General features: G+C 67.4%; 11 protein-coding genes. 3 read left to right on the plus strand and 8 right to left on the minus strand.

Translation table 11 applies throughout. From position 1 onward, the window contains the following. Positions 1–24: 24 nt before the first annotated feature. The gene (locus JVH1_RS28230; protein ID WP_007300401.1) at positions 25–1,260 is read right to left on the minus strand and encodes a sarcosine oxidase subunit beta family protein; all 1,236 of its coding nucleotides are present in this window, start codon (positions 1,258–1,260) and stop codon (positions 25–27) included. Next, positions 1,260–2,585 carry a serine hydroxymethyltransferase gene (gene glyA, locus JVH1_RS28235; protein ID WP_009474515.1) on the minus strand — a complete coding sequence of 442 codons (1,326 nt, stop codon included), beginning with the start codon at positions 2,583–2,585 and terminating at the stop codon, positions 1,260–1,262. Before glyA ends, JVH1_RS28230 begins: the two co-directional genes overlap by 1 nt. A 113-nt stretch (positions 2,586–2,698) precedes the next feature. On the opposite strand from glyA, the gene JVH1_RS28240 reads away from it, so the two are divergent. Beyond that, positions 2,699–3,370 (plus strand): GntR family transcriptional regulator, encoded by a 672-nt coding sequence (locus tag JVH1_RS28240; RefSeq protein WP_009474514.1) that lies wholly within the window; start codon positions 2,699–2,701, stop codon positions 3,368–3,370. A gap of 69 nt (positions 3,371–3,439) precedes the next feature. On the opposite strand, the gene purU is transcribed toward JVH1_RS28240, so the two are convergent. From purU to JVH1_RS28260, 4 genes are all read right to left on the minus strand, one after another. Next, complete coding sequence (gene purU, locus JVH1_RS28245; protein WP_009474513.1) at positions 3,440–4,288, minus strand: formyltetrahydrofolate deformylase; 849 nt, start codon at positions 4,286–4,288, stop codon at positions 3,440–3,442. A gap of 113 nt (positions 4,289–4,401) precedes the next feature. After that, entirely contained in the window at positions 4,402–5,295 is an 894-nt protein-coding gene (locus JVH1_RS28250) for a bifunctional 5,10-methylenetetrahydrofolate dehydrogenase/5,10-methenyltetrahydrofolate cyclohydrolase (protein ID WP_009474512.1), read from the minus strand. After that, complete coding sequence (locus tag JVH1_RS28255) at positions 5,292–5,918, minus strand: cyclodeaminase/cyclohydrolase family protein (RefSeq protein WP_009474511.1); 627 nt, start codon at positions 5,916–5,918, stop codon at positions 5,292–5,294. The genes JVH1_RS28250 and JVH1_RS28255 overlap by 4 nt, the downstream gene beginning before the upstream one ends. Next, positions 5,915–8,377, minus strand: a complete 2,463-nt coding sequence (locus JVH1_RS28260) for an FAD-dependent oxidoreductase (protein ID WP_009474510.1) — start codon at positions 8,375–8,377, stop codon at positions 5,915–5,917. Before JVH1_RS28260 ends, JVH1_RS28255 begins: the two co-directional genes overlap by 4 nt. 338 nt (positions 8,378–8,715) lie before the next feature. On the opposite strand from JVH1_RS28260, the gene JVH1_RS28265 reads away from it, so the two are divergent. Next, complete coding sequence (locus JVH1_RS28265) at positions 8,716–9,516, plus strand: IclR family transcriptional regulator (protein WP_016882893.1); 801 nt, start codon at positions 8,716–8,718, stop codon at positions 9,514–9,516. An 8-nt stretch (positions 9,517–9,524) separates the two neighbouring features. Here JVH1_RS28265 and JVH1_RS28270 read toward each other — a convergent pair whose 3' ends face one another. Together JVH1_RS28270 and JVH1_RS28275 are read right to left on the minus strand one after the other, a co-directional pair. Next, on the minus strand, positions 9,525–10,703 hold the full coding sequence (locus JVH1_RS28270) for an NAD(P)/FAD-dependent oxidoreductase (protein ID WP_009474506.1): 1,179 nt from the start codon (positions 10,701–10,703) through the stop codon (positions 9,525–9,527). After that, positions 10,700–11,044, minus strand: coding sequence for a bifunctional 3-phenylpropionate/cinnamic acid dioxygenase ferredoxin subunit (locus JVH1_RS28275; protein ID WP_009474505.1), 345 nt, complete (start codon positions 11,042–11,044; stop codon positions 10,700–10,702). The genes JVH1_RS28270 and JVH1_RS28275 overlap by 4 nt, the downstream gene beginning before the upstream one ends. Positions 11,045–11,242: 198 nt before the next feature. Here JVH1_RS28275 and JVH1_RS28280 point away from each other — a divergent pair, with 198 nt between their 5' ends. Then, complete coding sequence (locus JVH1_RS28280; RefSeq protein ID WP_043778639.1) at positions 11,243–12,055, plus strand: IclR family transcriptional regulator; 813 nt, start codon at positions 11,243–11,245, stop codon at positions 12,053–12,055. Positions 12,056–12,071: the final 16 nt, after the last annotated feature.

The following is a 12,071-nucleotide window of genomic DNA, read 5'->3' on the forward strand; positions in this document are numbered from 1 at the left end:
TGAATTTCAGTGCGCGAGGTGGGATCAGTGCGCGACGGCCGCGGCGCCGTGCTCGTCGACGAGAGCGCCGGTGACGAACCGGTCGAGGCTGAACGGCGCGATGAACTCGTGCGGTTCGTCGTTCGCGATGGTGTCCGCCAGACACCAGCCCAACCCGGGGGTGGCCTTGAATCCCCCGGTGCCCCAACCGCAGTTGAGATACACGTTGTCGTACGGGGTGCGTCCCACGATCGGGGAGGCGTCGGGGCACACGTCGACGATGCCGCCCCAGGTGCGCAGCAGATGCGCGCGGGCGAAGACCGGGAACAACTCCACCGCGGCCGCCATCTGACGTTCGATGATGTGGAACGCGCCGCGCTGGCCGTACCCGTTGTAGGAGTCGACACCGGCGCCCATCACCAGTTCGCCCTTGTGCGCCTGCGAGACGTACACGTGGATGGCGTTGGACATCACGATGGTCGGGTGCACGGGCTCGAGGAGTTCGGAGACCAGCGCCTGCAGCGGGTGGCTCTGTACGGGGGTGCGGATGCCGAGCATGTCGGTGAGCGTCGAGGTGTGCCCGGCCGCGCACAGCGCAACCTGACCGGTCGCGATGTCGCCGCGGGTGGTGCGCACCCCGGTCACCTTGTTGCCGTCGGTGACGAAACCGGTGACCTCACAGTTCTGGATGATATCGATGCCCGCCTCGTCGGCGCGGCGCGCGAAACCCCAGGCCACGTAGTCGTGCTTGGCGATCCCGGCCCGCGGCTGATACGTCGCGCCGAGGACGGGGTAGCGGATGTCGCTCGAGATGTTCACCAGCGGGCACAGCTTCTTGACCTCGTCGGGTCCGACCCACTCGGCGTCGATTCCGTTGAGCTTGTTCGCCTCCACCCGGCGGACGCTGTCGCGGACGTCCTGCAGACTGTGCGCGAGGTTGAGGACGCCGCGCTGGCTGAACAGGATCGGGTAGTCGAGGTCGTCCTCGAGACCCTCCCACAGTTTCAGGGCGTGCTCGTAGATCTTGGCGCTCTCGTCCCACAGGTAGTTCGACCGGATCAGCGTGGTGTTGCGGGCCATGTTGCCGCCCGCGAGCCAGCCCTTCTCCAGGACCGCGACGTTGGTGATGCCGTGGTTCTTGGCGAGGTAGTGCGCGGTGGCGAGGCCGTGTCCGCCACCCCCGACGATGACGACGTCGTACGACTTCTTCGGCTCCGGATTACGCCACAGGAAGTCGGGGTGGTCGGGCAGGTGGGCGCCGGGTGGCTGGGTGGCACTCATCAGTTCGCCTCCGTGAGGTCGGGGTAGAGCGGGAAACGCAGTGCGAGAGCGTCGACGCGGCCGCGGAGTTCGTCTAGCCCGGCCTCGTCGGTGGCCGGCCGGAGCGCGTAGCTGATGATGTCGGCGACCTCGGTGAACGCGTCCAGGTCGAAACCGCGGGTGGCGAGCGCGGGGGTGCCGATCCGCACGCCTGAGCTGACCATCGGCGGACGCGGGTCGAACGGGACGGCGTTGCGGTTCACGGTGATTCCCACGCGGTGCAGCCGGTCCTCGGCCTGCTTGCCGTCGAGTTCGGACTCGCGCAGATCCACCAGCACCAGGTGCACGTCGGTGCCGCCGGACACGACGTTGATGCCGGCCTGCCGGGAGTCGTCCTTCAGGAGGCGGTCGGCGAGGATCTTCGCGCCGGCGAGCGTGCGCTCCTGGCGCTCCCGGAATTCGGGCTCGGCAGCGAGCTTGAACGAGACGGCCTTGCCGGCGATCACGTGCTCGAGCGGGCCGCCCTGCTGTCCGGGGAACACCGAGGAGTTGAACTTCTTGGCCAGTGCCTCGTCGTTGGTGAGGATGACGCCGCCGCGGGGGCCGCCGAGGGTCTTGTGCGTCGTCGACGTGACCACGTGGGCGTGCGGGACGGGGGAGGGATGCAGTCCGGCGGCGACGAGTCCGGCGAAGTGCGCCATGTCGACCATGAGGTACGCGCCGACCTCGTCGGCGATGCGCCGGAACGCGGCGAAGTCGAGTTGGCGGGTATAGGCGGACCAGCCGGCCAGGATCAGCTTCGGACGATGCTCACGCGCGAGACGCTCGACCTCGTCCATGTCGACGAGATGGTCGTCCTCGCGGACGTGGTACGCGGCGACGTCGTAGAGCTTGCCGGAGAAGTTCAGCTTCATCCCGTGCGTGAGGTGACCGCCGTGCGCGAGGTCCAGGCCGAGGATGCCGTCGCCGGGCTTGAGCAGTGCCGACATCGCGGCGGCGTTGGCCTGCGCTCCCGAATGCGGTTGCACGTTGGCGAATTTCGCACCGAACAGCGCGGTGAGGCGGTCGATGGCGAGCTGCTCGATGACGTCGACGTGCTCGCAACCGCCGTAGTAGCGGCGGCCGGGGTAGCCCTCGGCGTACTTGTTCGTCAGCACCGACCCCTGCGCCTGCATCACCGCGAGCGGGGCGAAGTTCTCACTGGCAATCATTTCCAGGGTGCCCTGCTGTCGCCCCAGCTCGGCGGCGATCGCCTGGTGCACGGCGGGGTCGAGATCGGCGAGCGAATGCGTCAGCGTCGGGTTCGCTGCTGCCGCCTCGGTGAGGTGTGCGGTGTCCACGGTCATGGTTCGCCTTTCTGAAAGGTCAGTTGACTTCGAACTGATATATCAACTGGAAAGTAGAGTAAGGTCAGTGACGGACAAAGGTCAATAGCTCCGGAAAATCAGGGAGACGGAACATGAGCCTGGCGCATTCATCGGTCGCGGACACGGCATCGAACGGCGGCACCAACGCCGACCGTGCGTACGAGATCGTGCGCGAACGCCTGGTCATGCTGGACATCCGGCCCGGCGAGCCGATCAACGACGACCGACTCGCCGATGAACTCGGATTCGGCCGGACACCGGTGCGGGAAGCGCTCAAGCGCCTCGAGCGGGAACGCCTCGTCGTCGCCTACCCGCGTCGTGGCACGTTCGCCACCGCCGTCGACATGACCGATCTCGCCGACATCTCCGAGATCCGCAAGCAACTCGAACCGACCGCGGCGGCCCGGGCGGCCCGGACCGCCTCCCCGGACGCGCGAGCCCGGCTGACCGCGCTCGCCGACGAGATCGCCGAGATAGACGACAACGAAGACCCACGCGAAGTCCTGCGCAAGGACGTCCGCGTCCACCGCGAGATCTACCGAGCGTCCGGGAACCCTCACCTCGAGGACATCCTCGTCAGCCTCGACGCACACGCCACCCGCATCTGGTGCCTCTTCCTCGACCGGCTGCCCGACGTCGCGAGCCACGTCCGCGAGCACGTCGCCCTGCTCCGGGCCATCGTCGACGGCGACGAGAGCACCGCCTCGTCCCTCACCCTCGCCCACGTCGCGGGTTTCGAGAAGGCCATCCGCGACCTGCTGTAGGCGCTTCGCGCCCGTGAGTGGTTAACGAGTCCAGGGACTCGTTAACCACTCACGGGCGGCGGAGCCGCCTCAGCTGAAGACAACCGTCCGATGACCGTGCAGCAGGACGCGGTTTTCGCAGTGCCAGCGCACGGCCCGCGACAGCGCGAGGGCCTCGGCGTCCTGCCCGACCGTGGCGAGTCGCGCCGGGTCGAAGGAGTGGTCGATGCGGATGACTTCCTGTTCGATGATGGGCCCCTCGTCCAGATCGGGTGTCACGTAGTGGGCGGTGGCCCCGACCTGCTTGACGCCGCGATCGAATGCCTGGTGGTAGGGCTTGGCGCCCTTGAATCCGGGCAGGAACGAGTGGTGGATGTTGATGGCCCGTCCCCGTAGCGCGCGGCAGGCGTCGTCCGACAGCACCTGCATGTACCGGGCGAGGACCACGAGGTCCGCGTCGTATTCCTCGACGAGTTCGAGCAGCCGGGCTTCGGCCTGCGGCTTGGTGGTCGGGGTGACGGGGACGTGGACGAACGGCAGCCCGGCGGCCTCGGCCATGGGGCGCAGCACCTCGTGATTGGAGACGACGGCGACGAGTTCGGCGCCGAGGTTGCCCGCTCGCCAGCGGAAGATGAGGTCGTTGAGGCAGTGACCCATCTTGGAGACCATCACGATCACCCGGGGCAGGTCGGTGCCGTTGAAGTTGAACGTCATGCCGAATTTCGCGGCGACGCTCCCGAATTCCGCTGTGAGGCGCTCGATGTCGACATCTTCTGCCGACACGAACGACGTGCGGAGGAAGAACGCGTCGCTTCGGGTGTCGTCGAACTGCTGATGCTCGGCGATATCGCAGTTCTGCTCGAAGAGGAAGGAGCTGACTGCGTGAACGATCCCGGGACGCTGAGCGCAGCTGAGCGTCAGGGTGAAGGTCTGGGTCATGTGGGTCTCCTCGATGCCGGACCAATTGAGGTGTCAGTCCGAGCGAACTGATATATCAGAATGGGCCCATGCTATTTCAGGCTGGACGAGCGGGTCAAGGGGTGGAGGCGGAGTCAGACGCTGCTGCGGAACCCGGCGAGCACGGACTCCGATCGAGTCTGGGCGTACTGGGTCCCGGCGGCGTCGACCGTGTGATTGAGCAGCAACGCGGTGGTCACCGGGCCCACCCCTCCGGGGACCGGGGTCAGCGCGCCGGCCCGACCGTCGACGGCCGCGGCGTCGACGTCACCGAGTAGTTGGCCGTCCGCGGTCGCCGTGGTCCCGACATCGATGACGACGGCGCCGTCGGCGACGTGGTCGGCGGTGATCAGTCCGGGGATGCCGACCGCGACGACGAGGATGTCGGCGTCACGGGTGCCGGCGGCCAGGTCGGTGGTGTGCCGGTGGCAGACGGTGACCGTCGCGTTGCGCTGCACGAGCAGGTGCGCGACAGGACTTCCGACGACAGTCGATCTGCCGACCACCGTGGCCGTCCTGCCGTGCGGGGAGATTCCGTGGTGATCGAGGAGGGCGATCACGGCCTGTGCGGTGGCGGGCGCGAACGCGGGCAGACGCGCGACGAGACGGCCGAGGCTGACCGGGTTCGCGCCGTCGACGTCCTTGGCGGGGTTGATCGCCTCCCGGAGGGCGTCGAGGTCGGTTCCGTCCGGCAGGGGTGTCTGCAGGATGATGCCGTGGACGTCCGGGTCGTGGCCGAGCTCGACGAGCGTGCTGCGGATCTGCTCGGTCGATGCCGCGGCGCCGAGATCGACGATGTCGCACAGGATTCCGGTGCGCTTCGCGGCCGACGCGATGGACCGCACGTACCAGGCGGTCGATTCGTCGTCGGTGGCCTGCACGACCGCCAGCTTGGGCCGGATACCGAGGTCGTTGAGTGCTGCGGCGGCGACGGATGCGTCGTTGCGGATGGAGGTGGCGAGTTCGGCGCCACCGAGGCTTCTGGTCATGAAGTCAGCTGCTTTCGTACTCGTGTCGTGACGGCGTCGGCACGCTCGACGATCGCGTCGACGCCGGACAGGCATTCGGTGAGGGCCCGGCGGGTGTCCGCATCGGTGATACCCGGCAGGTTCACCTCGATGTTGACGCGGGCGGTGGTGGCGGCTGCTCGGGCAGCCTCGGCGGCGGCCGCGACGTCGCTGACGACGGTGCGGTTCGCCACCGGCAGCAGGACGTCGGCGAGTGCGACGACGTCGCCTGCCGCGACCACCACCTCGGCGGGGACCGCGGCCGCGCCGGCGAGGGCGGCCGCGATCGCCGACGTGCGGGCATCGGATTCGTCGTCCGTGTCCTGGGGGAGCCGGTAGGCGTCGATGACGGCCGTGAATGCCGCCATGTCGTCGTCGGCGAACTGCAGTGCCTTCTCGCGGAACGCATCGGCGGACGCGCAGATGCGTTCGACGAGCATCCCGTGGTCGGCGTACCTCTTGCCGGTGGTGTAGCGGGCGACCATCGAGACCAGCGCGGCTGCCTGGCCGAGGTGGAGCGCGCCGGTCGCGCCGCCGCCGGGCGCGGGAGTTCGATCGGCGAGCGAGTCCAGGAATCCGGCGATCGTGTCGTCTCGGAGGGTCATGACCGGATCTTCTTCATCTCGGGGTCGACGAGCGGCTCCGCCACGACGGTGGCCGCGATGCGGCGTCCGAAGTACTCGATCTCCACCGGGGTGTCGACGGTCGCGTTCGCGGGAAGCCAGGCGTAGGCGATCGGCGCCCCCACCGTGTGACCGAACGCCGCGCTCGTGACGTACCCTGCGGGTTGTCCGTCGACGAACACCGGCTCGTGGCCGAGGACCACCGACGTGCGGTCGTCGATCATGAGGCAAGCCAGACGCCGCTCCACCGTCTCGTCGGAGACGCCGTCGAGCGCGTCACGCCCACGGAAGCCGCCCTTCTGCAGTCGGACCGCGAACCCGAGACCGGCCTCGTAGGGATTGTGCTCGGTGGTCATGTCACTGCCCCACGAGCGGTAGCCCTTCTCCATCCGCAGGCTGTTGAACGCGGCGCGGCCGGCGGCGATCACGTCGTACTTCTGCCCCTCCGCCCACAACAGATCCCACAGGCGCAGACCGTTGTCGGCGGACGTGTACAGCTCCCAGCCGAGTTCGCCGACGTACGACAGACGCATCGCCGTGACGGGAACACCGCCGATGCGGACCTGCTTCGCCCGGAAGTACTTGAAGTTCTCGTTCGTGAAGTCGTCGGAGCTCAACGCCTGCACCAGATCCCGGGCGCGCGGACCCCACAACCCGATCCCGCACGTGCCGCCGGTGACGTCCCGGATCTGCACACTGCCGTCGTCCGGGGACTGGCGGCGGAAGTAGTCGAGATCGAGGTTGCCGTTGGCGCCGACCTGGAAGACGGTGTCGGACAGTCGAGTGACGGTAAGGTCGCTGCGGACGCCACCGGCATCGTCGAGCGCGAGCGTGTAGGTGACGGACCCGACGGACTTGTCCATCTTGCCGGTCGTCAGCCGGTCGAGCAGGGCCAGTGCGCCTGCGCCGCTGATCTCGAGGCGCTTCAGCGGTGTCATGTCGTACATCGCCACCGAGGTTCGGGTCTTCCAGGCCTCGGCCGCGGCGATGGGGGAGTGGAACATCGCCGCCCACGGCTCCCGGGCCGGCGGCTGCCATTCGGCCGGAAGGTCCTGCACCAGATGGGCGTTGGACTCGAACCAGTGCGGGCGCTCCCAGCCGGAGCTCTCCAGGAACACGGCGCCGAGCTCCTTCTGTCGAGCATGGAACGGGCTGACCCGCAGGTCGCGGGGAGACTCCTTGGGCTGCAGCGGGTGCAGCACGTCGTAGATCTCGACGAAGTTCTGCTGCGAGGTCTCGCTGACATAGTCGGGCGCGAGCTGGATCTCCTCGAAGCGGTGCACGTCGCAGCCGTGCAGTTCGACCTCGGAGCGGCCGTCGACGAGCAGTTGCGCGACGGCCCGGCCGACACCGGCGGAGTGCGTCACCCACACCGCCTCGGCGATCCAGAACCCGGCGACGTCCGGGGACTCGCCGATGAGCGGTCCGCCGTCGGGAGTGAACGAGAAGACACCGTTGAAACCGGCATCCAGTTTCGCGGATTCGAGGCACGGCAGCAGCAACTTGCTCTGCTCCCACGACGGCGCGAAGTCCTCTTCGGTGAACGGCAGCATCGACGGCATGGCGGACGCGGACACGTCGTCGCTCTCGTCGAGGTCGCGCAGGTTCACGGGCATCGGGCGGTGGGCGTAGGTGCCGATGCCGAGACGGTCGACGTGCTCACGGAAGTACAGATCCTGGTCCTGGTGACGCAGGATCGGAAAGCCGGCCTCGGCGAGTTCGGTGTTGCGTCCGACGAGTTCTGGAATCTGCTCGGTCTTCGCGTACTGGTGCGCCAGCGGCAGCAGCGGGACGTCCATACCCACCATCGCGCCGATGTCACGACCCCAGAAGCCCGCGCAGGACACCACGATGTCGGCGGGGATCACCCCGTCCGCGGTGGCGACGCCGGTCACTTTGCCGCCGCTCTGTTCGATGCCGATCACCTTCGTCGAACCCTGGAACACGGCACCGCGGGCCTCGGCGCGCCGGGCCAGCGCGACGACGACTCGGGACGCCTTCGCGAGGCCGTCCGTCTCCACGTACAGCCCACCGAGTACGCGCTTCTCGTCCAGCAGCGGGTGAAGCTTCGCACACTCGGCCGGGTCGAGGACGGCACCCTCGATTCCCCAGGACGTGGCCCAGCCCTGCTTGCGGTGCAGATCGGCGAGACGCTCGGGGGTGGTGGCCACCTCGAGCCCGCCGAGTTGGTTGAAGCACCATGCGCCGTCCACGTCGAGCCCGACGAACTTCTCGACCGTGTACCGGGCGAACTCGGTCATCGTCTTGGACGCGTTCGTCTGGAACACCAGGCCCGGTGCGTGTGACGTGGAGCCTCCGGTGAGCGGCAACGGTCCCTGATCGAGAACCGTGATCCGATCCCAACCGCGAGCGGTGAGCTCGTCGGCCAGATTCGCGCCGACGATGCCGGCTCCGATGATCACTACGCGCGGTGACCCCATGATGGTCCTCCTGGTTGGGTGGGTGCCTGTGTGTGGCGAAGTAGCGGGAGATTCGGTGTTCGGTGTGGGCTCGAACGGCGCCGGAAAGAACTGTGAATTGCGAAACGGATCGGACTGATCCGAACCAATATCGACAACTGATATATCAACACATTAGGTCTGGGCGAGTAAGGGGGTCAACCCCGAATTGCGGGTAATTCCACGACGATTGGTCGAGGAAATGGCAGTAATTCCGCGATCCGTGGTGGAAATGCGCACCGACCCGACTGTGATGACGCGGAACCGGGTGTGGATGGAGGTAACCGTCGCACGGTCATGTCGCCTATCCTGAAGTCGAGATGACTGAATTGGACGATAACTCGAATGGAGATCGGAGCCGGCCGTCCGGCGCTGTGCAGTCAGTGGACCGCGCTCTGGCGGTACTCGAAATCCTGGCGAGGCTCGGTACCGCCGGTGTCACCGAAATCGCCGATGAGTTGGGTGTCCACAAGTCGACCGCGTCGCGCCTCGTTGCCGTTCTGGATTCGCGAGGGTACGTCGCCCAATTGAAGAACCGGGGAAAATTCCAACTCGGCAATTCCATCGTCCGGCTGGCCCGCACCGCGTCGCCGGACGGCGATCTGGTGCGGCAGAGTCAGGAATTGTGCGCCGAACTGGCGGAAACTGTCGGTGAGAGCGTCAATGTGTCGATACTCGACGGCAATCGATCGGTCAGCATCGTCAAAGCGGACGGTCCGTCCGGCGTCGGTACCAATACCTGGGTGGGTCAAAGCAGCCCGGCGCATGCGACGGCGAGTGGAAAATTGTTGCTGACGGAATTGTCCGACAGTGAACTCGCGGAGCGCGTGGGAGAAACTCCGATTGCTCTCACGGCCAAAACTCTCACCGATGTGCCCGCGCTCGTGGAATCGCTGAAAGCCATTCGCGAGCGGGGATGGGCGGAGTCCGAGGAGGAACTCGAACTCGGGCTGAACGCGGTGTCCGTCCCGATCCGCGACTACACGTCGAAAATGATTGCTGCTCTGAGCGTGTCCGGCCCCGCCTACCGGCTGCTGCCGGAACGGTTCGAGGACGTCGCCCACGCCGCACTCGACACGTCCCAGCAGATCAGCAGCCGTTTGGGCTATGCCGTCACGTAGCGCCGGCATCAGGCCCGCGACCTGGCGAGTTGCTTCTTGTACCGGGTGAACAGCCGGGGACTGTTCATCGCGAACACGCCGACGGTGTCGCCGTCCCGGTCGTAGGTGGCCACGAACGTGCCGGTTCCGGGGTCGCCGTCGACGAACCGGACCTCGTCGGTGCTGTGTCTCGTGCCGGCGAACTGCAGCATCTTGCCGTACTGGTGGGACCAGAAGTACGGGATCGCGGCGGGCCCGGACGGCGTGGCCATGATCGTGTCGGCGACGGTGGCCGCCTGGGCGACGGCATTGCTCCAGTGCTCGCTTCGGTGGTGCACCTGGTGGGCGTCGTCGAAAGTCCGTGCGCAGTCACCGATCGCGTACACGCCGGGCACGTTCGTGCGGCACGACGAGTCGGTGAGGAAACCGTCGTCGATCATCAATTCCGAATCGCGTGCCCATTCGACGTTGGGGACGGCCCCGATTCCGACCACCACGGCGTCCGCGGGGAGGATCGTTCCGTCGCTCAGCTGGACGGCTTCGACCGCGTCGTCACCGAGCAGCGCGGCGACGACTGCCCCGGTGAGGAGACGGACGCCGTGTGCGGCATGCTGTCCAGCGCAGATCGCCCCGAGTTCGATGCCGAGCGGGCCCGCCAGCGGCGTCGGTGACGCCTCGACGACGGTGACGTTCAGGCTCATGCGGGCCGCGGTGGAGGCCACCTCGGCGCCGATGAACCCTGCTCCCACGATCACGAGGTTCTGCGCACGCGACAGCGAATCCCGCAGTGCGCGTGCGTCGTCGATCGACCTGAGTGTGTGGACGCCGGCGAGGCCGGAGTGTCCGGGCAGGGTTCGGGCCCGCGCGCCCGTCGCGACGACGACGGCATCGGCGTCGAAGTGGGACCCGTCGTCGAACGTGACGCGGTGGAGCCCGCCGGGGGAGTAGACCAGACCGGTGGCCGTTCTGTTCATGCGCCATTCGACGTCGAGGGTGTCGTCGTCGCTGTTCATCAACAGCAGATCCTCGTCGGTCAGGTCGCCGGTGAGGAATTCCTTGGACAGGGGCGGCCGGTCGTAGGGCAGGGACTGCTCGCTGCCGGCCACGATGAGGCGGCCGGTGTATCCCTTCTCGCGCAGTGCGCGCACCGCCGACAGTCCGGCGAGGGAAGCGCCCAGTACCACAATGGAATTCGGGACAGTGTTCATCGGGCGTCGCCCTTCTGGTCGAGATGAAGCAGCACGGTGCCGTCGACGATCGACACGTCGTGTGTGCGAACCGCGATCTTGGCCGGCGGGCCCGAGGGCACTCCGGTGCGGAGGTCGAAGCACGCCTCGTGGAGCGGGCACTCGACGGTGCAGCCTTCCACCCAGCCGTCGGCGAGGGAGGCGTCCTGATGGGTGCAGGTGTCGTCGATGGCATACAGACCGTCGGAGGTGTGGAAGACGGAGATGGGAGCCAAGCCCGGCGGGGTCACCGTGACGACTTCGCCCACGGGCAGTGTCACGAGTTCGCAGACGGGGAACGCCGTGGCGCCGGGGTGGGTCACAACTGGGGAATCGTTATCGAGAATCACTCGATACCTCCGAAAGCGTCGGGGAGGAAGGACAAGTTGTGGAGCGGTTGTTGCGCTATGCGCGACGACTTGCAAGCTGTGCAACACAATGCTCTCCGGTGCTCCCCCGCGGTGTCAAGCATTCGCGTGTAAAAACTGCGTTCCGGAAGTCGGCGGGCATAACCTCGGGGCATGAGTGAATCCGAGGCGACGGCGCCCGCGGCCCAGGGCGCAGAAGGAAAGGCGAAGACCGTGCACGCGGTGGAACGTGCCATCGACGTGCTCGAGATAGTCGCGGCCGAAGGCCGTGTCGGCGCCTCGGAGATCGCCGTGCGTCTCGGCGTGCACAAATCGACCGTGTCACGCCTGATCGCATCGCTGCAGCAACGCGGATTCGTGGAGGAGGCGGGCGTCCGCGGTAAGTATCAGCTCGGATTCGCGGTAGTGCGGTTGGCCGAGGCCACGGTCGCGCAGAGCGGGCTCGTCGAGGTTGCGCAGCCGGAGTGCGACCGCCTTGCCGACGCCTTCGGGGAGACGGTCAACCTCGCCGTGCTGGACGGTGCGGCGACCCTCAATGTGCTCGAGGCCCGCAGCGATCGCCACGTCGCGCTGCGCACGTGGGTGGGTCAGGTGACCCCGGCGCACGCGACCGCGACGGGCAAGGTGCTGGTCTCGGAAATGACGTCCGGCCAGCTCCGGAGCCGGTTGGGGCCGCACCTGAGCGCGCTCACTCCCAACACGATCACCGACTTCAAGGCGTTCGACGTCGAACTCGAGCACGTGCGGTCGCGAGGGTGGGCGTCCACGGCCGAGGAGCTCGAAGCGGGGCTCAATTCCATCGCCGTACCGGTGCGGAGCAAGGTCACCAACCGGATCGTCGCGTCGATCTGCGTGTCCGGGCCGGAGTACCGGCTGGCGCCCGAACGATTCGAGGCGGTGGCGCTCGAGCTCGCCGACGCAGTCGTACGGATCGAGGCGCAGCAATCCGTCGGCGCGGGTGACTGACCGCCCGGAAGTGCTT

The sequence above is a fragment of the Rhodococcus sp. JVH1 genome, assembly GCF_000280725.2.
Lineage (GTDB): Bacteria > Actinomycetota > Actinomycetes > Mycobacteriales > Mycobacteriaceae > Rhodococcus_F > Rhodococcus_F jostii_A.